The sequence below is a fragment of the Streptomyces sp. NPDC047982 genome (assembly GCF_043204165.1).
Classification (GTDB): Bacteria; Actinomycetota; Actinomycetes; order Streptomycetales; family Streptomycetaceae; genus Streptomyces.
The window spans coordinates 54655-74781 of sequence record NZ_JBIDBS010000018.1 but is presented as its reverse complement, the minus strand read 5'-3'; the positions used below and the strand labels follow the sequence as shown (position 1 = coordinate 74781).

16 protein-coding genes are annotated in these 20127 nt (G+C 71.8%); 4 read left to right on the top strand and 12 right to left on the bottom strand.

The features are described 5' to 3' along the window. Positions 1-277 precede the first annotated feature (277 nt). The 5 genes from ACGF2V_RS22170 to ACGF2V_RS22150 form a co-directional block, all read right to left on the bottom strand. Positions 278-436 carry a hypothetical protein gene (locus ACGF2V_RS22170; RefSeq protein ID WP_362620120.1) on the bottom strand — a complete coding sequence of 53 codons (159 nt, stop codon included), beginning with the start codon at positions 434-436 and terminating at the stop codon, positions 278-280. A gap of 66 nt (positions 437-502) precedes the next feature. Next, entirely contained in the window at positions 503-1453 is a 951-nt protein-coding gene (locus tag ACGF2V_RS22165; RefSeq protein WP_362620122.1) for a cytochrome c oxidase assembly protein, read from the bottom strand. Between the two features lie 111 nt (positions 1454-1564). Further along, on the bottom strand, positions 1565-2590 hold the full coding sequence (locus ACGF2V_RS22160; RefSeq protein ID WP_362707797.1) for a 6-phosphofructokinase: 1026 nt from the start codon (positions 2588-2590) through the stop codon (positions 1565-1567). A 143-nt stretch (positions 2591-2733) separates the two neighbouring features. Then, positions 2734-3462 carry a glutamine amidotransferase gene (locus tag ACGF2V_RS22155; protein ID WP_362620125.1) on the bottom strand — a complete coding sequence of 243 codons (729 nt, stop codon included), beginning with the start codon at positions 3460-3462 and terminating at the stop codon, positions 2734-2736. Positions 3463-3496: 34 nt separating this feature from the next. Further along, positions 3497-4735 carry a MurT ligase domain-containing protein gene (locus tag ACGF2V_RS22150; protein ID WP_351516510.1) on the bottom strand — a complete coding sequence of 413 codons (1239 nt, stop codon included), beginning with the start codon at positions 4733-4735 and terminating at the stop codon, positions 3497-3499. Between the two features lie 105 nt (positions 4736-4840). On the opposite strand from ACGF2V_RS22150, the gene def reads away from it, so the two are divergent. After that, the gene (gene def, locus ACGF2V_RS22145) at positions 4841-5395 is read left to right on the top strand and encodes a peptide deformylase (RefSeq protein WP_362707801.1); all 555 of its coding nucleotides are present in this window, start codon (positions 4841-4843) and stop codon (positions 5393-5395) included. 10 nt (positions 5396-5405) lie between these two features. On the opposite strand, the gene ACGF2V_RS22140 is transcribed toward def, so the two are convergent. Beyond that, entirely contained in the window at positions 5406-6056 is a 651-nt protein-coding gene (locus ACGF2V_RS22140) for a TetR family transcriptional regulator (RefSeq protein WP_362707804.1), read from the bottom strand. A 172-nt stretch (positions 6057-6228) separates the two neighbouring features. Here ACGF2V_RS22140 and ACGF2V_RS22135 point away from each other — a divergent pair, with 172 nt between their 5' ends. Continuing rightward, positions 6229-7455: an acyl-CoA dehydrogenase family protein gene (locus ACGF2V_RS22135; protein WP_362620130.1), complete on the top strand. Its 1227-nt coding sequence runs from the start codon at positions 6229-6231 to the stop codon at positions 7453-7455. Positions 7456-7502: 47 nt separating this feature from the next. On the opposite strand, the gene ACGF2V_RS22130 is transcribed toward ACGF2V_RS22135, so the two are convergent. After that, positions 7503-7991 carry a glutathione peroxidase gene (locus ACGF2V_RS22130; RefSeq protein ID WP_362620132.1) on the bottom strand — a complete coding sequence of 163 codons (489 nt, stop codon included), beginning with the start codon at positions 7989-7991 and terminating at the stop codon, positions 7503-7505. 289 nt (positions 7992-8280) lie between these two features. Here ACGF2V_RS22130 and ACGF2V_RS22125 point away from each other — a divergent pair, with 289 nt between their 5' ends. Beyond that, positions 8281-8508, top strand: a complete 228-nt coding sequence (locus ACGF2V_RS22125) for a DUF6011 domain-containing protein (RefSeq protein ID WP_362707807.1) — start codon at positions 8281-8283, stop codon at positions 8506-8508. A gap of 18 nt (positions 8509-8526) precedes the next feature. Here ACGF2V_RS22125 and ACGF2V_RS22120 read toward each other — a convergent pair whose 3' ends face one another. After that, positions 8527-9399 (bottom strand): acyl-CoA thioesterase II, encoded by an 873-nt coding sequence (locus tag ACGF2V_RS22120; protein ID WP_362620135.1) that lies wholly within the window; start codon positions 9397-9399, stop codon positions 8527-8529. A gap of 49 nt (positions 9400-9448) precedes the next feature. Beyond that, positions 9449-11962 carry a DEAD/DEAH box helicase gene (locus ACGF2V_RS22115; protein WP_392912919.1) on the bottom strand — a complete coding sequence of 838 codons (2514 nt, stop codon included), beginning with the start codon at positions 11960-11962 and terminating at the stop codon, positions 9449-9451. 139 nt (positions 11963-12101) lie between these two features. Here ACGF2V_RS22115 and ACGF2V_RS22110 point away from each other — a divergent pair, with 139 nt between their 5' ends. Next, complete coding sequence (locus tag ACGF2V_RS22110; protein WP_362620138.1) at positions 12102-12893, top strand: metal-dependent hydrolase; 792 nt, start codon at positions 12102-12104, stop codon at positions 12891-12893. 202 nt (positions 12894-13095) lie between these two features. Here the strand turns inward: ACGF2V_RS22110 and ACGF2V_RS22105 are convergent, their stop codons facing one another. The 3 genes from ACGF2V_RS22105 to ACGF2V_RS22095 all read right to left on the bottom strand — a co-directional run bounded on the left by ACGF2V_RS22105 (position 13096) and on the right by ACGF2V_RS22095 (position 20038). Further along, complete coding sequence (locus ACGF2V_RS22105) at positions 13096-14877, bottom strand: ABC transporter ATP-binding protein (protein WP_362620140.1); 1782 nt, start codon at positions 14875-14877, stop codon at positions 13096-13098. Further along, positions 14874-16769, bottom strand: a complete 1896-nt coding sequence (locus ACGF2V_RS22100) for an ABC transporter ATP-binding protein (RefSeq protein ID WP_362707809.1) — start codon at positions 16767-16769, stop codon at positions 14874-14876. Before ACGF2V_RS22100 ends, ACGF2V_RS22105 begins: the two co-directional genes overlap by 4 nt. A gap of 317 nt (positions 16770-17086) precedes the next feature. After that, on the bottom strand, positions 17087-20038 hold the full coding sequence (locus ACGF2V_RS22095) for an FAD-binding and (Fe-S)-binding domain-containing protein (protein WP_362707812.1): 2952 nt from the start codon (positions 20036-20038) through the stop codon (positions 17087-17089). Positions 20039-20127 lie beyond the last annotated feature (89 nt).

Genomic DNA, 20127 nt, shown 5'->3' with positions numbered 1-20127 from the left:
TCGGCCCGCCTCCCGCTCGTGACCGAGGCGGGCCGCCCCGGCGTCCAGCCCGCCTGACGAAGGACGCGGAAGTCTCCTGCCGGGGAGCCGGAACGGTCGCGGACACCGCCCGGTGACGCGAGCCGGACGGCCGCACACGGGGCGGGCGGCGCGCACGGGGCGGGCGGCGCGCAGGGGGCGGGCGGCGCGCAGGGGGGCGGACGTTCCGTTCGGGCGGGCCGCCCAACCCTGTCCGGTACTCCGTCCGGGCGCCCGGGCCTCGCCCGGACGGCGGCGGTCAGGGCCGGCGCGTCGTGGCCATCCCCAGCGTGATCAGCCCGAGCACCACCCAGCCGAACCAGAGCCAGCCGCTGCTCCCCAGCGCCACCGTGTACGCGGTGACCATCACCAGGGCGACCACGGTGATGACGCCCATGGACTTCGTGGACCCGGACATGTCCGCACCCTCCTCACCGGCCACACGGCCGTGGGTGCCATCGTCGCCCCGGAGTCGGGCCCGCCGCTACCGCCCGCGCGCCTGCAAGGAGGCGAGATAGGCGTTGTACGCCTGAAGCTCCTGGTCGCCGTTCCGCTCCTCCGCGCGGTCGGAACGCCTCGCCGCCCGCTGCTCGGAGCGGTACCACTGGAAGACCAGCGCGATCAGCACCAGCACCGAGGGGATCTCGCTGAACGCCCAGGCGATACCTCCCGCCGCGCTCTGGTCGCTCAGCGCGTCGATGCCGAGGGAGGCCGGCGGGTTCTTGTACGTGTCGATCATCGGCGTCGTGGCCATCATCAGCGCGATGCCGAAGAACGCGTGGAACGGCATCCCCGCGAAAAGCTCCAGCATCCGCATCACGTACCCGGGCCGGTGCGGACCCGGGTCCACGCCCATGATCGGCCAGAAGAACACCAGACCGACCGCGAGGAAGTGCACCATCATCGCGATGTGCCCGGTCTTCGACTCCATCAGGAAGTCGAAGAGCGGGGTGAAGTACAGCGCGTACAGGCTGGCGATGAACATCGGGATGGTGAAGACCGGATGCGTGATGACCCGCATGTACCGGCTGTGCAGCAGCATGAGCAGCAGCTCGCGCGGGCCGGTGCGGCCCCGGCCCGCGACCGGCAGCGCGCGCAGTGCCAGGGTCACCGGGGCACCCAGCAGCACCAGGATCGGCGACAGCATGCTGATCACCATGTGCTGCACCATGTGCACGCTGAACATGACCATGCCGTAGTCGTTGAGCTTGGTGCACATCACCAGGGCGACGCTCAGCACGCCGACGAAGAAGAAGACGGTCCGGCCCACCGGCCACGCGTCCCCGCGCCGGCGCAGCCGCAGCACGCCGTACCCGTACAGTCCGAGTGCGAGAAGGCAGCCGATGAGGAAGAACGCGTCGGGGGAGAACTGGAGCCCCCGTTCCAGCGTGAACGGCGGCAGGTCCATGTTCATGCCGTGCCCGCTGTGATCCATCTGTTCACTCCCGCTGGGGACGTCCCCGATACGCGCCGGTTGTCCCGACCAGAGTAGAACCGCCCCCGATCACGACTGCGACCGGGGGCGGTTGTACGGGGCGGGGAGTGGTCAGAGCACGCACTCGGCCTCGGTGTACCGCTCGGCCGGGACCGTCTTCAGCGTCTCGACGGCCCGCGCCAGCGGCACCATCGTGATGTCCGTGCCGCGCAGCGCCGTCATCATCCCGAACTCGCCGCGGTGTGCCGCCTCCACCGCGTGCCAGCCGAAACGGGTGGCGAGAACGCGGTCGTACGCCGTCGGGGTGCCGCCGCGCTGCACATGGCCGAGGATGACCGGGCGGGCCTCCTTGCCCAGACGCTGCTCCAGTTCGGTGGAGAGCTGCGTCGCCACGCCGGCGAACCGCTCGTGCCCGTAGATGTCCTTGGTGCCCTGCTCGAAGTGCATGGAGCCCTCGCGCGGCTTGGCGCCCTCCGCGACGACCACGATCGCGAACTTCTTGCCGGCCGAGAAGCGCTTGCCGACCACCTCGGTCAGCTCGGCGATGTCGAAGGGCCGCTCCGGCACGACGATGGCGTGCGCCCCGGCCGCCATGCCCGAGTGCAGGGCGATCCACCCCGTGTGCCGTCCCATGACCTCGACGATCAGCACCCGCTGGTGCGATTCCGCGGTGGTCTTGAGCCGGTCGAGTGCCTCGGTGGCGACACCGACGGCGGTGTCGAAGCCGAAGGTCACGTCGGTGGCGGCGATGTCGTTGTCGATGGTCTTGGGGACACCGACGATCGGCAGGCCCGCTTCGGAGAGCAGATGGGCCGCCTTGAGCGTGCCCTCGCCGCCGATCGGGATGATCACGTCGAGACCGAGGTCGGCGACGTGGTTCCTGGCCTGTTCGACGCCGCCGCGCAGATGGGCGGGCTGGACGCGGGAGGAGCCGAGGATCGTGCCGCCGCGGGCGAGGATGCCGCCGACCGAGTCGAGATCGAGCTTGCGGTAGTCGCACTCCAGGAGACCCTTCCACCCGTCGTGGAAGCCGATGACCTCGTCGCCGTGATCGACCACCGCGCGGTGCACGACGGAACGGATGACGGCGTTCAGGCCGGGGCAGTCGCCGCCGGAGGTGAGTACACCAATTCGCATTGCCCGGGAAACCTTTGCAACGTGGGCCGACGACCGGACCCCGTCGTCCGGTTGGATCCCCGCCACCCTACCGGCGTGGGGTGGCGGGGCCGAACCGGACGTCCGCCTGCTGGACGCCGCTCAGCTGAGCGAAGAGCGCCTCATCAGGCGGGCTGGGTCGCCGAGGCGATGCGCTCGGCACGCAGCGCCTCGTACCAGCGGTCGTCCGTCGGGGGCAGGGCGTTGACATCCAGCGCCAGCTTCAGCAGGAGGTCGGCGATCAGCGGGTTGCGCGCCATCACGGGCCCGTGCATGTACGTGCCGAAGACGGTGTCGTTGTAGGCGCCCTCGGTGCCGTCCCCGGTGCCGTTGCCCCGGCCGAGCTGCACCCGGGCGAACGGCCGCGCGGTCGGCCCGAGGTGGGTGACGCCCTGATGGTTCTCGAACCCGGTCAGCGGCGGCAGGCCGAGCCGCGGGTCGATGTCGGCGAGCACGTCGCCGACGCACCGGTCCCCCTCGCCGCGGGTGGAGACCACGTCGAGCAGCCCGAGGCCGGGCTCGCGCTCACCGAGGTCGTTGATGAACTCGTGGCCGAGGATCTGGTACCCGGCGCAGACCGAGAAGATGATCGCGCCGTTGGAGGCGGCCCGGTTCAGTCCGCCGTCGCGGCGCAGCCGCTCCGCGGCCAGGCGCTGCGGCCGGTCCTCGCCGCCCCCGACCAGGTAGATGTCGCCGGACGTCGGGATCGGCTGGTCGCTGCGGACGTCGACGCGATGCACGTCGAGACCGCGCTGCCGCGCCCGGCGCTCGACCACCAGCGCATTGCCCTGGTCGCCGTACGTGCTGAGGAGGTCCGGGTACACCCAGACGACACGCAGACCGTTGTTGCTCATGCTTCGTCCTCTCCGGAGGTGGCCGGGGCCGGGGTCAGTTGCCGACACGACGGCGCAGGTCCTGGAAGGCGGTGTAGTTGGCGATGACCTCGATACGGCCGGGCGGGGCCTGCTGCACGGCCTCGTCGAGGCTCTCGCAGACCCGGAAGTCGAGACCGGCCACCTCGAGGCGGACCGCGAGGTCCAGCTTGCGGTCGCCGAGCACGAAGATCGGGTGACCGGCGAGCTGGGTGTAGTCCACGTCCCACAGCCAGGAGGTGTCGGTGCCGTCCGCGCCGCGGGCGTTGACGGACAGGACCACCGGGGTCGGCGGCGGCTCGATCAGGGAGAACGTCTCCAGCCAGCCCGCCGGGTTCTTCGCCAGCAGCAGCCGCAGCTCGCGACCGAGGAACGTCACCACGTCGTAGCGTCCGGCGACGGCCTGCACCTGGTACATGCGCTCCAGCGCGACCTGCGGCGGCACGCCGAAGACCGCGGCCACGGCGGCCGACGTGGCCGCGTTGGCCTTGTTGGCGCGGCCGGGCAGCTGGAGGTGGATCGGCCAGGCCGAACCGTGCGGGTCCAGGACGTAGTCGCCGTGCAGGACCCAGCTGGGGGCGGGGCGGCGGAACCCGCACTCGCCGCAGAACCAGTCGTCGCCGGGGCGCTGCATCACGCCGCCGCACGACGGGCAGGACCAGGCGTCGTCCTTCCACGCCTGGCCGGCCGCCACCCACACCACGTTGGGGGACGAGGACGCCGCCCAGACGATCAGCGGGTCGTCCGCGTTGGCGACGATCACGGCCTTCGAGCCGGACAGGCCCTCGCGCCACTTCTCGGCGAGCATCCGGGTCTCCGCGGCGCGGTCCAGCTGGTCGCGGGAGAGGTTGAGCAGCGCGATCACCTTGGGCGTCGTGTCGCGCGCGACCCCGGCGAGGTACTTCTCGTCGACCTCTATCACGCCGTACTGCGCGTCCGAGCCGCCCGCCAGAGCCGAGGTGATGCCCGCCGGCATGTTCGCGCCGAGCGCGTTGGACACGACCGGGCCCGCGGCCCGCAGCGCCTCGGCGATCAGCCGGGTCGTCGTCGTCTTGCCGTTCGTCGCCGACACGAGGATCACGTCCAGGTGCTGCGCCAGCCGCCCCAGCAGGTCGGGGTCGAGCTTGAGTGCCACCCGGCCGCCGATCACCGATCCGCTGCCGCGCCCCGCGGCGCGCGACACCGCCGCCGCGGCCTTACCCGCCGTCACGGCCAGCTTGGCCCGCGGCGACAGCGGCTCCGTGTTGCCTGCCATCGTCCTAGATCCTCCTTGCATCGGTCCGCGCCCAGCCTATCGATGTCCGGCCCGGACGCCGCACCTCGGCACCGCCGGGACCGCCCGGGGCGGGCGGAACGTACGATGGCCGCCATGCGAAACCGCCCGATCCCCGGCAGTTCCGGACTGGTTCGCGCCATGAGCCTGCTCGGAGACCCGGTGCTGCACGGCGCATGCGGTCCCGTCACGGACTTCGGCCCGTCGCTCGCCCGCCTCGTCGAGGACATGTACGCCACCATGTACGCGGCCGGCGGCGTGGGGCTCGCGGCCAATCAGATCGGTGTCCCCTTGCGGGTGTTCGTCTACGACTGCCCCGACGACGAGGACGTCCGGCACCTCGGACACGTCGTCAACCCGCGGCTGGCCGAGGCGGACGGCGTCACCGTGCGCGGCCCGGAGGGCTGCCTCTCGCTGCCCGGCATCGAGGCCGGCACCCCGCGCTTCGACCGGGCCGTCGTCGAGGGCGTGACGGTTGGGGGCGAGCCGGTCCGGATCACCGGGACCGGCTTCTTCGCCCGCTGCCTCCAGCACGAGTGCGACCACCTCGAGGGCAGGGTCTACACGGACCGGCTCACCGGGATGCGTCGGTCCAGGGCGCTGCGCGCGGCCCGCCGGGCACCCTGGGCGCGGGGCGGCTGACCGCGCCTCCTCAAAAGCCCGGGCCCTCGGGCCGGTCGGCCACGGCGGCCAGCCTGCCCCAGAGCAGATCCGCCAGGCTCCGCACCAACTGTTCGCGGGAACAGGGCCGTTCTCCCAGCCACCAGTCTCCCGCGGCGTGCATCATGCCGACGATGCCATGTCCCCAGATGCGGGCCATCGCCTCGCCGTCCGGGCCCAGGTCCACCCGCTCGACGATCACCTCGGCCAGCTCCTCGCCGAGTCTGCGCAGCAGCGGGGCGGAGTGCCGTCCGACGTCGAAGCCCCGCTCCGACGAGGCCGCCGAGTCGTCGGAGGGGTGCATCAGGAAGCGGTAGACCTGCGGCCGGGCCTCGATCGCCGCGAGGTAGGTGTCGAGCGTCGACTCCACGCGCCGGCGGCGCTCGGCGGGCGCGTCGAGCGCGGCCCGCAGGGCGATCAGCAGCGCGTCGGTGTGGCGCTTGGCGAGGGCGCGGTAGAGGCCACCCTTGTCGCCGAAGTGACGGTAGAGGATGGGCTTGGTGATCCCGGCCTCCGCAGCGATGGCGTTCATCGAGGCGCCCGGTCCGTCCCTGAGCACGACGCGGTCGGCGGCCTCCAGCAGCTCGCGGCGGCGGTTCTCGGCCGCTGTCCGCTGCCGCTCGGCCCGTCGTGTGGTCTCCATGTCGCCCTCTCCCCACCCCTGCCGTTCCCATGGGTCCTGCCTGCGCAACGTAACACCCTGCTTCCTGGTGCGCGGATCGGCATCCGGCCGGTTGACACGGTCTACTTACCGGTAACAGACTTTCGTTACCGCAAGTAACCACTGATTTCAGGGCAGTATCCGGAGGAGAAACATGGCCGAGTTCACGCTTGAACTCAACGACGACCAGAAGCAGGTCCGTGACTGGCTTCACGGCTTCGCCGCGGACGTGATCCGCCCGGCGGCCTCGGAGTGGGACGAGCGTGAGGAAACACCCTGGCCGGTCATCCAGGAGGCGGCCAAGGTCGGCATCTACTCCCTCGACTTCTACGCCCAGCAGTTCTTCGACCCCACCGGGCTCGGCATCCCGATGGCGATGGAGGAACTGTTCTGGGGCGACGCGGGCATCGCCCTGTCGATCGTCGGTACCGGCCTGGCGGCCGTGGGCGTCCTCGCCAACGGCACCGAGGAGCAGATCGGCACCTGGATCCCGCAGATGTACGGCGACGCCGACGACGTCAAGGTCGCGGCGTTCTGCTCCTCCGAACCGGACGCCGGTTCCGACGTCGCTTCGATGCGCACCCGCGCGGTGTACGACCAGGCGAAGGACGAGTGGGTGCTGAACGGCGCCAAGACCTGGGCGACCAACGGCGGCATAGCCAACGTCCACGTCGTCGTCGCCGTGGTCGACCCCGGGCTCGGTTCCAAGGGGCACGCCTCCTTCATCGTGCCGCCCGGCACCCCCGGCCTCTCCCAGGGCCAGAAGTTCAAGAAACACGGCATCCGCGCCTCGCACACCGCCGAGGTCGTCCTGGAGGACGTGCGCGTCCCCGGCCACTGCCTGCTCGGCGGCAAGGACAAGCTCGACCAGCGGCTGGCCAGGGCCCGGGAACGCGCCGCCGCCGGCGGCGAGCGGGTGAAGAACGCGGCGATGGCCACCTTCGAGGCGTCCCGCCCCGCCGTCGGCGCCATGGCGGTCGGCACCGCCCGCGCCGCCTACGAGGTGGCGCTGGACTACGCGAGGACCCGCACCCAGTTCGGCCGGCCGATCATCGACAACCAGGGCGTCGCCTTCCAGCTCGCGGACATGCGCACGCAGATCGACGCGGCCCGGCTGCTGGTCTGGCGGGCGTCCTGGATGGCCGCAACCGGCAAGCCGTTCACCTCGGCCGAGGGCTCCATGTCCAAGCTCTACGCGAGCGAGACGGCCAAGAAGGTCACCGCACAGGCCGTGCAGATCCTCGGCGGCAACGGCTTCACCCGCGAGTACCCGGTGGAGCGGATGCACCGGGACGCGGCGATCTACACCATCTTCGAGGGCACGAGCGAGATCCAGCGCCTGGTGATCGCCCGCACCCTCTCGGGCATGCAGATCCGCTGACGCGGCCCGCGTCCCCTGCTCCCGCCGACGGGAGCAGGGGAGTCCGGTCAGGCGGGCAACTGGGCCTCGACGGCGGCGACGAGCTCCGCGGACTCCGGGTCCGTTCCCGGACGCAGCCGCGCGACGGGCTCGCCCGTCGGCGAGATGAGGAACTTCTCGAAATTCCACTGGACGTCGCCCGCCTCGCCGTCCGCGTCCGCCAGCGCCGTCAGCTCGGCGTAGAGCGGGTGGCGGCCCTCGCCGTTCACCTCGGTCTTCTCCAGCAACGGGAAGGTGACCCCGTACGTCGTCGAGCAGAAGGTCCGGATCTCCTCCGCGCTCCCCGGCTCCTGACCGGCGAACTGGTTGCACGGCACGCCGAGCACGGTGAAACCCCGGTCCGCGTACGTCTTCTGGAGCCGTTCCAGGCCCGCGTACTGCGGCGTGAGCCCGCACTGGGACGCGACGTTCACCAGCAGGACCGCACGGCCGCGGTATGCGGCGAGTGAGGTGGGCTCGCCGGAGAGGGTGCGCAGGGGGATGTCGTACAGCGTCATGAGGCGCTCCTTGTGAGGGTGGCTTCCAACAGCGATTGTCCTCCCCGCGAGTTGATCGACACGAACTCGAACGCCGGTTTGCCCGGGAGCGACCCGGCGCGCTCACCGGTGTTCGTCGTCCCAGGGGCGCTCAGCCGGCCGTCGAAGCTCCGGACCGGTGCCGCCGGCGCAGCCGCGCGCCGCCGCTCGACCCACGGTGCGTCGTCCCAGCGCGCCGCTCACCCGTGAACTCCTCCGTCGTGCGGCGCTGGAAGTCGCAGAGAAGACACGCGCCTGGGACGATCGTGCCGTGAACCCCGCAGAACCCCTCTTCGAACCAGGTGCCGAGCCCGCGCCCGAGGACGGCACGCCCCGCCGACGGGTGGTGCGCTGCCGCCTGTGCGGCCGTCCCCTCACGGGAACGGAGTCACGCCGCAGCGGCCTCGGCCCCTCCTGCGACGCCAAACTGCACCCCGCGCCGCCGGACATCCGCACCCGCCGCCACGAGGTCGAACAGGAGCCGCTGCCCGGTGTCTGACCCCCGCCCGGACGGCGCTCAGCCGTCCAGGGCCCGGAACAGCCCCTCCTGCACCACGGACACCAGCAGATTGCCCGAGCGGTCGTAGATCCGGCCGCGCGCCAGTCCCCGTCCGCCGGTCGCGATCGGCGACTCCTGGTCGTAGAGGAACCACTCGTCCGCCCGGAACGGCCGGTGGAACCACATCGCGTGGTCCAGCGACGCCATGTCGAAGCCGCGCGGTCCCCACAGCGGTTCCACCGGGATCCGGACGGCGTCGAGCAACGTCATGTCACTGGCGTACGTCAACGCGCAGGTGTGCACCAGCGGATCGTCGCCCAGCGGTCCGACCGCGCGCATCCACACCGCGCTGCGTGGATCGGCCCCTTTCACCTCGTCGCGCGTCCAGCGCAGCCGGTCTACGTACCGGATGTCGAACGGCTGGCGGCGGGCCATCCGCTCCAGCGCCTCCGGCAGCACCCCGAGGTGCGCGCGCACCTCCTCGGCGACCGTCGGCAGCTCCTCGGGGTCGGGGACCTCCCGGGCGGGCGGCAGCTGATGCTCGAAACCGGCCTCCTCCGGACGGTGGAACGACGCCGTCAGGCTGAAGATCGCCCGTCCCTGCTGAACGGCCGTGACCCTGCGAGTGGTGAACGACCGCCCGTCCCGGATGCGTTCCACCTGGTAGACGATCGGCACCCCCGGGCGCCCGGGGCGCAGGAAGTACGCGTGCAGCGAATGCACCGGCCGGTCCCCGTCCGTGGTCCGGCCGGCCGCGACCAGCGCCTGCCCGGCGACCTGGCCGCCGAACACCCGTTGCAGGGACTCCTGGGGGCTGCGCCCCCGGAAGATGTCGACCTCGATCCGTTCCAGGTCGAGCAGGTCGACCAGCCGCTCGGCGGGGTTCGTCATACGGTTCGTCTCCACTCTCGCAGCGGCGCGGCCCTCACGGCGTACGCCCTCACAACTGACCGACGGAGGTGACGCGCACGACGGCGCGGCCCTCCTCGTCGGAGGCGGCCAGATCGATCTCCGCGCTGATGCCCCAGTCGTGATCGCCGTTCGGGTCGGCGAACGTCTGCCGGACCTGCCACAGGCCGTGCGCGGGGTCCTCGTCGATCCTCAGCAGCTTCGGGCCGCGCGCGTCCGGACCGGTGCCCAGGTCGTCGTACTCGTCCCAGTAGGCGTCCATCGCCTCGCCCCACGCGTCCTCGTCCCAGCCCGACCCGGCGTCCAGCTCGCCCAGCTCGGCGACCTGGTCCAGCGCGGCCAGCTCGACCCGGCGGAACATCGCGTTGCGCACCAGCACCCGGAACGCGCGGGCGTTGGCCGTGACCGGCTTCACGTCGTCGGCCTTCTCCTGCGCCTCCTCGGCGGTCTCCAGCTCCGGGTTGGCGAGCTGCTCCCACTCGTCGAGCAGACTGGAGTCCACCTGCCGGACCATCTCGCCGAGCCAGGCGATCAGGTCCTGGAGGTCCTCGGACTTGAGGTCGTCCGGAATGGTGTGCTCCAGCGCCTTGTACGCGCTCGCGAGGTAACGCAGCACGATGCCCTCGGTGCGGGCCAGCTCGTAGTGGGAGGTGAACTCCGTGAATGTCATGGCGCGTTCGTACATGTCCCGGATCACGGACTTCGGCGACACCGGGTGGTCGCCGACCCAGGGGTGGCTGCGGCGGTACACGTCGTACGCGTGCCACAGCAGTTCGCTCAGCGGCTTCGGGTACGTGACCTCCTGGAGCAGCTCCATCCGCTCCTCGTACTCGACGCCGTCGGCCTTCATCTGCCCGACCGCCTCGCCCCGTGCCTTGTTCTGCTGCGCGGCGAGGATCTGGCGCGGGTCGTCGAGCGTCGACTCGACGACGGAGACCATGTCCAGGGCGTACGAGGGGGAGTCGGGGTCCAGCAGGTCGAACGCGGCGAGCGCGAAGGTGGACAGCGGCTGGTTGAGCGCGAAGTCCTGCTGGAGATCGACGGTGAGCCGGACGATCCTGCCCTCCGCGTCCGGCTCGTCGAGCCGCTCCACCACGCCGCCGTCCAGCAGCGAGCGGTAGATCGCGATGGCGCGGCGGATGTGGCGCAGCTGCGCCTTGCGCGGCTCGTGGTTGTCCTCCAGGAGGCGCCGGATCGCCTCGAAGGCGTTGCCGGGTCGCGCGATCACGGACAACAGCATCGTGTGCGTCACCCTGAAGCGGGAGGTGAGCGGCTCCGGATCGGACTGGATCAGCTTGTCGAAAGTGGTCTCCGACCAGGCGACGAAGCCCTCTGGCGCCTTCTTGCGGACCACCTTGCGCTTCTTCTTCGGATCGTCGCCCGCCTTCTTGACGGCCTTCTCGTTCTCGATGACGTGCTCGGGCGCCTGCGCGACGACGAAGCCCGCCGTGTCGAAACCGGCCCGCCCGGCACGGCCCGCGATCTGGTGGAACTCCCGGGCGCGCAGCGTGCGCACACGGGTGCCGTCGTATTTGGTGAGAGCCGTGAACAGCACCGTGCGGATGGGGACGTTGACGCCGACGCCGAGCGTGTCCGTACCGCAGATCACCTTGAGCAGACCGGCCTGGGCGAGCTTCTCCACCAGGCGCCGGTACTTCGGCAGCATGCCCGCGTGGTGCACCCCGATGCCGTGGCGCACGTAGCGCGAGAGGTTCCGGCCGAACTTGGTGGTGAAGCGGAAGTTGCCGATCAGATCGGCGATCTTCTCCTTCTCCTCCTTCGTGCACATGTTGATGCTCATCAGCGACTGCGCCCGCTCGACGGCCGCGGCCTGGGTGAAGTGCACGATGTAGACCGGCGACTGCCGGGTGTCCAGCAGCTCGGTGAGGGTCTCGGTGATCGGGGTCAGCCGGTACTCGTAACTGAGCGGGACCGGCCGGGTCGCCGAGCGGATCACGGAGGTGGGGCGACCGGTGCGGCGGGTCAGGTCCTCCTCGAACATCCTGACGTCGCCGAGCGTGGCCGACATCAGGACGAACTGGGCCTGCGGCAGCTCCAGCAGCGGGATCTGCCACGCCCAGCCGCGGTCCGGCTCGGCGTAGAAGTGGAACTCGTCCATCACGACCTGGCCGATGTCCGCGTACTTCCCGTCACGCAGCGCGATGGACGCCAGCACCTCGGCCGTGCAGCAGATCACCGGGGCGTCGGCGTTGACCGAGGCGTCGCCGGTGAGCATGCCCACGTTCTCCGTACCGAACAGCTTGCACAGGTCGAAGAACTTCTCCGAGACCAGTGCCTTGATCGGCGCGGTGTAGAAGGTGACTTTGTCCTGGGCCAGTGCCGTGAAGTGCGCACCCGCCGCGACCAGGCTCTTCCCGGAGCCGGTCGGGGTGGAGAGGATCACGTTCGCTCCGGAGACCACCTCGATCAGCGCCTCCTCCTGAGCGGGATAGAGGGTGATGCCCCGGGTCTCGGTCCATGACGAGAAAGCCTCTAAGAGGGCGTCGGGGTCGTCGGTCGGGGGCAGCTGATCGATAAGGGTCACGCACCCATCTTGCCTGCCTTCCGCCCGGATGAGGGAACCGGACGACCATATGAAGATCACGGACGATACGCTTTCCCACTCAACTCGGCTGCGCCGCGGCGGTCGTGGCGGCCACACGAAACTGGGGGCGGGAAGCACCATGATGGGACCGGCACACTCACTGTCCGGGGCGGCTGCCTGGCTGGGGGTGGGTGCGGCGGTCTCGGCGACGGACCACCCGATGCCGTGGCCGGTGCTCGTCGTCGGGGCGCTGATCACCGCCGGAGCGGCGCTCGCCCCGGACCTCGACCACAAGTCCGCGACGATCTCCCGCTCCTTCGGACCGGTCTCCCGGTGGCTCTGCGAGGTCGTCGACGCGCTCTCGCACGCCGTGTACAAGGCGACCCGGGGTTCCGGCGATCCGCGCAGGAACGGCGGCCATCGGACCCTGACCCACACGTGGCTGTGGGCGGTTCTGGTGGGTGCCGGAGCCTCCGTCGCGGCGATCACCGGTGGCCGGTGGGCGGTCCTCGGGATCCTCTTCGTCCATCTGGTGCTGGCCGTCGAAGGACTGTTGTGGCGGGCCGCCCGGGTCTCCAGCGACGTGCTGGTGTGGCTGCTCGGCGCCACCAGTGCCTGGATCCTGGCGGGTGTACTGGACCAGCCCGGGAACGGATCGGACTGGCTGTTCACCGCCCCCGGCCAGGAGTACCTGTGGCTCGGGCTGCCGATCGTGCTCGGCGCGCTCGTCCACGACATCGGCGACGCGCTGACCGTCTCGGGCTGCCCGATCCTGTGGCCGATACCGGTGGGCCGCAAGCGCTGGTACCCGGTCGGACCGCCGAAGGCCATGCGGTTCAGGGCCGGCAGCTGGGTGGAGCTGAAGGTGCTGATGCCGGTGTTCATGGTGCTCGGCGGACTGGGCGGGGCGGCCGCGCTGAACGTCATCTGACCGCCGCGACATCGTCCGGCTGCCGCGGCGGACGGTGCCCCGGCCGGCGCGAGACGACCGAGCCGGCCCGTTGCGCGAGAGGCCCGCGGCGGACTGTGCGGCCGGATCCCGAGGGGCCACGGACCCGGGGCCAGGAGGCGGCGCGGCCGGAGAGGTGGCGACCCGGCGGATCGGCCGCGCCGGGCCGCGAGGCCCCGGACCCTCAGCCGTGCCAGGTCCGCCACAGCGCCGCGTACGCGCCGTCCGCCGCCACCAGCGCGTCATGGCTGCCCAACTCGCTGATCCGGCCGTTCTCCACCACCGCGATCACGTCCGCGTCGTGCGCGGTGTGCAGCCGGTGGGCGATCGCCACGACCGTACGGCCCTCCAGCACCCGGGCCAGCGACCTCTCGAGATGCCGGGCGGCCCGCGGGTCCAGCAACGACGTGGCCTCGTCCAGCACCAGCGTGTGCGGATCGGCCAGGACCAGCCGGGCCAGAGCGATCTGCTGGGCCTGGGCCGGGGTCAGCGCCAGGCCGCCGGAGCCGACCTCGGTGTCCAGCCCCTCCTCCAGGGCCCTCGCCCAGCCGTCGGCGTCGACCGCCGCGAGCGACGCCCACAGCTCGGCGTCCTCGGCGCCCGTGCGCGCCAGCAGCAGGTTGTCCCGCAGCGACCCGACGAACACGTGGTGCTCCTGGTTGACCAGCGCCACATGCCTGCGCACGTCCTCCGCCGTCATCCGCGACAACTCCGCCCCGCCCAGCGTCACCTCACCCGTACGCGGCGAGTAGATCCCGGCCAGCAACCGCCCCAGGGTGGACTTGCCCGCCCCGGACGGACCGACCAGCGCGAGGCGCGTGCCCGGAGCCACGTCCAGGGACACCCGGTGCAGGACGTCCAGCCCGGCGCGGTAACCGAAGCGCACCTCGTCGGCCCGCACGTCCCGGCCGTCCGGTACGGTCCCGGCGTCGCCCGCGTCCGGCTCGATGTCCCGCACGCCGACCAGCCGCGCCAGCGACACCTGCGCCACCTGCAACTCGTCGTACCAGCGCAGGATCAGCCCGATCGGGTCGACCATCATCTGCGCCAGCAGAGCGCCCGTCGTCAGCTGTCCGACGGTGAGCACGCCCTCGATCACGAGCCAGCCGCCCAGCATCAGCACCGCACCGAGGATCAGCACGTAGGTGACGTTGACGACGGGGAACAGCACGGAGCGGAGGAAGAGCGTGTACCTTTCCCACGCGGTCCACTGCTGGACGCGCCTGTCCGACAGGGCCACCCGGCGCTTGCCCAGACGGTGGGCCTCCACGGTCCGCCCGGCGTCCACCGTCTCCGCGAGGACCGCCGCGACGGCCGCGTACCCGGCGGCCTCCGAACGGTACGCGGAAGGCGCCCGCCGGAAGTACCACCGGCAGCCCAGGATCAGCAGCGGCAGGGCGACCAGGACGCAGAGCGCCAGCGGAGGGGCCGTCACCGTGAGTGCGGCGATCAGCAGACCGGCCCACACCACGCCGATCGTCAGCTGCGGCACGGCCTCGCGCATCGCCTCGGCCAGCCGGTCGATGTCCGTGGTGATCCTGGAGAGGAGATCGCCCGTCCCGGCGCGTTCCAGCACACCCGGTGGCAGCCGCACCGACCGCACGAGGAAGTCCTCGCGCAGATCGGCCAGCATCTCCTCACCGAGCATCGCGCCGCGCAGCCGCATCAGCCGGGTGAACACCGTCTGCACGACCAACGCCAGCGCGAAGACCCCGACCACGCGCCCCAGACGCAGGTCCTCGACGCCCTCGGACAGGTCCTCGACCAGTCCGCCCAGCAGGTACGGGCCGACGACCGAGGCGATCACGGCGGCGGCGTTGAACGCGACGAGCAGCGCGAACGGCCCGCGATGGCGCCGCAGCAGCTCCCGTACATAGCTCCGCACCGTGGCGGGGGAGCCCACCGGCAGGGTCGTCGCCGACTCCGGCGCCGCCGGGTCGTACGCGGGTCTCGCGACGCCGATCATGTCCGCTCCTCGATTCCCTCGGTCGTCCTGTGCGGCCCCCGGGCGGCCCGGCCCGCGATCTCCTCGTCCGTCCCGCGCGTGACCACCGCCCGGTAGCGCGGCTCCGCGTCCAGCAGTTCGCGATGTGTTCCGGCCGCGACGATCGTGCCGCGGTGCACCAGCGCCACCCTGTCCGCCGGGTCGAGCAGCAGCGGCGAGGAGGTGAGCACCACGGTGGTGCGGCCCCGGCGTACCTCCCTGATACCGGCGGCGACCCGGGCCTCCGTGTGGGAGTCGACCGCCGAGGTCGGCTCGTCGAGGACCAGCACCTCCGGGTCCGTCACCAGGGAGCGCGCCAGGGCGAGGCGCTGGCGCTGCCCGCCCGAGAGCGAACGGCCGCGCTCGGTGACGCGCGCCGTCATCGGGTCGCCGTTCGAGGCGGTGGGCGCCTGCGCCAGCGCGTCCAGCACATCGCCGCACCGGGCGGCCGACAGAGCCTCCTCGGCGGACACCCGGCCGGACGACGGGACGTCCAGTAGTTCGCGCAGGGTGCCGGAGAGCAGCACCGGGTCCTTGTCCTGCACCAGTACGGCGCAGCGGGCCGAGTCCAACGGGAGTTCGTCCAGGGGCACGCCACCGAGGAGGACGGACGACGGCTCCGGGCCCGTCAGGGCACCGGCCGTCCCTCGCTCCGAGGCGCCCTCGTCCGGGCCGGCGCCGGTCGTGTCGTCCGGGCCCGTTCCCGTGCGCACGTCGGCGTGGCCGCCCAGCCGCTCGGCCAGGCGGCCCGCCTCGTCCGGATCGCCGCAGACCACCGCGGTGAGCAGTCCGGCCGGTGCCAGCAGCCCGGTGACCGGGTCGTACAGATCGCCGAAGGGTGCGTCGGCCGCCGGTGGGCCCGCGGCCGCGGACGGGTCCGCGCGGCGCAGGGACAGTACCCGTACCGCGCGCCGGGCGGACGGCCGGGAGAAGGAGTACGCCATCGCGATCTCCTCGACGCGGCGGAGCGGGAACAGCATCAGCGTCGCCGCGCTGTACACCGTGACCAGTTGGCCGACCTCGATCCGGCCGTCGCGGGCCAGTGCCGCCCCGTACCCGACCAGCGAGATCAGCAGCACACCCGGCAGCAGGACCTGGACCGCCGAGATCAGCGACCACATCCGCGCGCTGTGCACCGCCGCCCGGCGGACCTCCTGCGAGGCGCGGCGGTAGCGGCCGAGGAACAGCCCCTCGCCGCCGATCCCGCGCAGCACCCGCAGCCCGGCCACCGTGTCCGAGGCGAGCTCGGTCGCCCGTCCCGCCTTCTCGCGCTGGAGATCGGCACGACGGGTGGCCCGGGGGAGCAGCGGCAGCACGGCCAGGGCCAGCAGCGGCACGGCGAGCGTCACCAGGACGCCCAGCGAGGGCAGATAGACGACGAGCGCCGTGCAGATCAGCACGATCGCGGCGGCGGCCGCGACGAAGCGGGAGAGCGCCTCGACGAACCAGCCGATCTTCTCGACGTCACCGGTGGAGACGGCGACGACCTCGCCCGCGGCGACGCGGCGGGTCAGTGCCGAACCCAGCTCCGCGGTCTTGCGCGCCAGCAACTGCTGGACGCGTGCGGCGGCGGTGATCCAGTTGGTGACGGCGGTTCGGTGGAGCATGGTGTCGCCCAGGGCGATCAGTACGCCCAGGACGGCGAGCAGGCCGCCCGCCCACGCGAGCCGGGCGCCGGAACGGTCGACGGCCGCCTGCACGGCGAAACCGACCGCGGGCGAGATCCCGGCGAGCGCGCACTGGTGGAGCAGCCCCCACCCCATCGCCTTGAGCTGGCCGCGCAGTTGACGGCGCCCCAGCCAGAGCAGGAAGCGCGGGCCCGAGCGGACGTCTGGGACGCCGGGATCCGAGTACGGAAGATCGCGAATCTTCATGACGTCCCAGGGGTCGGTGTGCCGGAGCGTTCGGAGAATGCCGCAAACCGCCCCAGGTTCGCCCCGTCATGTCGGCCAAGGCAATCGATTTTCCGTCGGGAGCCGTGCCGGACTCGCCTAAGCCGCGCTGCCGACGCGGGAGAAGGGCGACGGGGTCCGGCCCGTGCGCGCCGGACCCCGTCGTCCGCCCGGGCCCGGGCGGGGGCGGCGGCAAGCCGGGTGGGCCCGGTCACGACCGGACCCACCCGGCGGGTGGGGACATCGAAGGGGCCGTCGCACGACCGGCCGCGAGGCGGCCGTCGGGCGACTCCCGTGGGTCAGCGCACGACCGCTCCCGGCCGCGTCGCCCGCTCCAGTTCCATCAGCACGGAGTAGTAGGAGCGGCCCGTGGCCCGGTCCATGCCGATCTCGCACATGCGGTTGGCGGAGAGGTACGCGTCGTACTCACGGGTGTTGACCTCCGCCGCCTCCTTGGCCGTGGCGGACGCCGTCAGCTCCTTGTGGAGCATCCCGCGGTCGCCCGCGAAGGCGCAGCATCCGGCGTCGTCCGGGATCACGACCTCGTGCGCGCACGCCTCCGCGACCGTGCGCAACTGCTCGACATCGCCCAGGTGCTGCATGGAACACGTCGGATGCAGCACCGCCGAGTCGACCTTCCGGAGCACCGTCAGCTCGGGAAGCAACTCGTCCGCCGCCCAGACCAGGGAGTCGACGATGGTCAGCTCCTGGTGCAACTCCCTGTTGTCGTCGGTGAGGTACGGCACCACCTCGTGGGCGATGCCCAGCGTGCAGGACGAGGCGTCGACGACCAGGGGCAGTCGGCCGCCCGCCGTCCAGCCCCAGGCCGCTTCCACGATGCGGTTGGCCATCACGGTGTTGCCCTCGTCGTACCCCTTCGAGTGCCAGATCGTCGCGCAGCAGGTGCCCGCGACGTCGTCCGGGATCCACACCGGCTTTCCGGCGCGGGCGGAGACGGCGACGACGGCCTGCGGCAGCGACGGGCCGCGATGGCCCTCCGGGCCCCCGAAGATGCGGTTCACACATGCCGGGTAGTAGACGGCCTTCGCCCCGACGCGGGAGGTGCGGGGGAGCTTCCGGGCGGCGGCGCCCGGGGTCTCGGGCAGCCACTCGGGCATCAGATCGGGGCGTACGGCCTTGCGCGCGAGCCCGGTGATGGTCTCCAGCGGTCCGTCGCCGATCCGGTCACCGATCCGGTCGGCCGCGGCGACCGCGAGCCGTGCCGCCGCCTCCACCGCCTTGAAGTTCTTGGCGGTGAGCGCCGCGATCCGCTCCTCGCGCGGCGAGTGCCGCTGGTGGCGGAAGTCCTTCATCATGGCGCCCGTGTCGATGCCGACCGGGCAGGCCAGCTTGCACGTCGAGTCGCCCGCGCAGGTGTCGACGGCGTCGTAGCCGTACGCGTCCAGCAGCCGCGACTCCACCGGTGAGCCACCCGTCTGCCGCATCATCTCCCGGCGCAGGACGATGCGTTGGCGCGGGGAGGTGGTCAGGTCGTGGCTGGGGCAGGTGGGTTCGCAGAAGCCGCACTCGATACAGGGATCCGCGACCGGCTCCACCTCGGGGATGGTCTTCAAGCCGCGCAGATGGGCCTTCGGGTCGCGGTCGAGCACGATGCGCGGGGCCAGCACCCCGTCCGGGTCGATGATCTGCTTCGTGCGCCACATCAGTTCGGTGGCCTTCGGGCCCCACTCCAGCTCCAGGAACGGGGCGATGTTGCGGCCGGTGGCGTGCTCCGCCTTCAGCGAGCCGTCGAAGCGTTCCACCGTCATCCGGCAGAAGTCGTCCATGAACGCGGCGTAGCGGTCGACGTCGGACGGCTTGGCCGCGTCGAAGGCGAGCAGGAAGTGGAGGTTGCCGTGCGCCGCGTGCCCGGCGACGGCGGCGTCGAAACCGTGCTCCGCCTGGAGCGCGAGCAGGGCCTCGCAGGCGTCGGCCAGCCGGGACGGCGGCACCGCGAAGTCCTCCGTGATCAGCGTCGTCCCCGAGGGGCGCGATCCGCCGACCGCGGTGACGAACGCCTTGCGGGCCTTCCAGTAACCCGAGACGACCTTGGCGTCGCGGGTGAACTCATTGGTCACCGAGGCCACGGGCGCGACCAGGTCGAGCCCCTCGACGACGCGCGCTGCGGCCCGCTCGTACGCCTCCTGTCCCGCTTCGTCCGGGGCCCGGAACTCCACCAGCAGCGCCGTGGTCTCCTTCGGCAGCCCGGCCCAGTCCGCGGGCACGCCCTGGACGCTCACGGACGCGCGCAGCGTGTTGCCGTCCATCAGCTCGACAGCGATCGCCCCCGCCTCGTTGAACCGTGGCACGGCTGCCGCCGCCGCGGTCAGGGAGGGGAAGAACAGCAGACCGGTGGAGACGCGTCGGTCGAGTGGGAGCGTATCGAAGACGACCTCGGAGATGAAGCCGAAGGTGCCCTCGGAGCCGACCATGAGTCCCCGCAGGATCTCGACGGGCGTCGACCCGTCCAGGAAGGCGTCGAGGCGGTAGCCGTTGGTGTTCTTGATCTCGTACTTGGCGCGGATGCGTGCGGTCAGCCCGGTGTCCGCCTCGATCTCCGCCTTCAGCGCCAGCAGTTTCTCGCAGAGCTCGGGCTCGGCCCGTGCCAGGTCCTCGTCCGCCGAGGGGGCGCCCGTGTCGACGACCGTGCCGCTCGGCAGCACGAACGTGAGGGAGGAGACGGTGCGGTACGAGTTGCGCGTCGTGCCCGCGGTCATGCCCGAGGCGTTGTTGGCGACGACTCCGCCGACCGTGCAGGCGATGGCACTGGCCGGGTCGGGGCCGAGCAGCCGGCCGTACCGGGCGAGCGTGGCATTGGCCCGCATGATCGTCGTCCCGGGCCGGACACGGGCGCGCGCGCCGCCGTCCAGCACCTCGATGCCCGCCCAGTGGTGGCGCACGTCGACCAGGATGTCCTCGCCCTGCGCCTGGCCGTTCAGGCTGGTGCCGGCCGCCCGGAAGACGACCTCGCGGCCGGTCTCGTGCGCGTACGACAGGATCGCCGAGACGTCGGCGATGTCCTGCGGGACCACGACGACCTGCGGGACGAACCGGTACGGGCTGGCGTCGGAGGCGTACTTCACCAGGTCCGAGACCTTCCACAGCACCTTCTCGGGCCCCAGCAGGCCGACCAGCGCGCTGCGCAGCGGCTCCGGCGTGCCCGAGGACCGCCGGTCGGGGACCCGGTCCGGGGACGGCGTGCGCACCGCACCGGGACGGAGTGCTTCGGGCTTCGGCTCCAGCAGCGGCATGTCGGGCTCTCCTCGGCGGTTCTGTGCTGTTCGTTCGGTACGTCCGGCCGGTGTGTGTCGGGCACCGACCGGGCGTACGCGCGTTCCCA

Excerpts from the sequence above, each read along its gene's own strand:
- ACGF2V_RS22155 (WP_362620125.1), bottom strand. The coding sequence starts at position 3,462 with ATGAGCAACAACGGTCTGCGTGTCGTCTGGGTGTACCCGGACCTCCTC.
- ACGF2V_RS22105 (WP_362620140.1), bottom strand. The coding sequence starts at position 14,877 with ATGATCGGCGTCGCGAGACCCGCGTACGACCCGGCGGCGCCGGAGTCG.
- def (WP_362707801.1), top strand. The coding sequence starts at position 4,841 with ATGGCCGCCATGCGAAACCGCCCGATCCCCGGCAGTTCCGGACTGGTT.
- ACGF2V_RS22135 (WP_362620130.1), top strand. The coding sequence starts at position 6,229 with ATGGCCGAGTTCACGCTTGAACTCAACGACGACCAGAAGCAGGTCCGT.
- ACGF2V_RS22140 (WP_362707804.1), bottom strand. The coding sequence starts at position 6,056 with ATGGAGACCACACGACGGGCCGAGCGGCAGCGGACAGCGGCCGAGAAC.
- ACGF2V_RS22150 (WP_351516510.1), bottom strand. The coding sequence starts at position 4,735 with ATGGCAGGCAACACGGAGCCGCTGTCGCCGCGGGCCAAGCTGGCCGTG.
- ACGF2V_RS22170 (WP_362620120.1), bottom strand. The coding sequence starts at position 436 with ATGTCCGGGTCCACGAAGTCCATGGGCGTCATCACCGTGGTCGCCCTG.
- ACGF2V_RS22160 (WP_362707797.1), bottom strand. The coding sequence starts at position 2,590 with ATGCGAATTGGTGTACTCACCTCCGGCGGCGACTGCCCCGGCCTGAAC.
- ACGF2V_RS22165 (WP_362620122.1), bottom strand. The coding sequence starts at position 1,453 with ATGGATCACAGCGGGCACGGCATGAACATGGACCTGCCGCCGTTCACG.
- ACGF2V_RS22095 (WP_362707812.1), bottom strand. The coding sequence starts at position 20,038 with ATGCCGCTGCTGGAGCCGAAGCCCGAAGCACTCCGTCCCGGTGCGGTG.
- ACGF2V_RS22100 (WP_362707809.1), bottom strand. The coding sequence starts at position 16,769 with ATGAAGATTCGCGATCTTCCGTACTCGGATCCCGGCGTCCCAGACGTC.
- ACGF2V_RS22120 (WP_362620135.1), bottom strand. The coding sequence starts at position 9,399 with ATGACGAACCCCGCCGAGCGGCTGGTCGACCTGCTCGACCTGGAACGG.
- ACGF2V_RS22110 (WP_362620138.1), top strand. The coding sequence starts at position 12,102 with ATGATGGGACCGGCACACTCACTGTCCGGGGCGGCTGCCTGGCTGGGG.
- ACGF2V_RS22130 (WP_362620132.1), bottom strand. The coding sequence starts at position 7,991 with ATGACGCTGTACGACATCCCCCTGCGCACCCTCTCCGGCGAGCCCACC.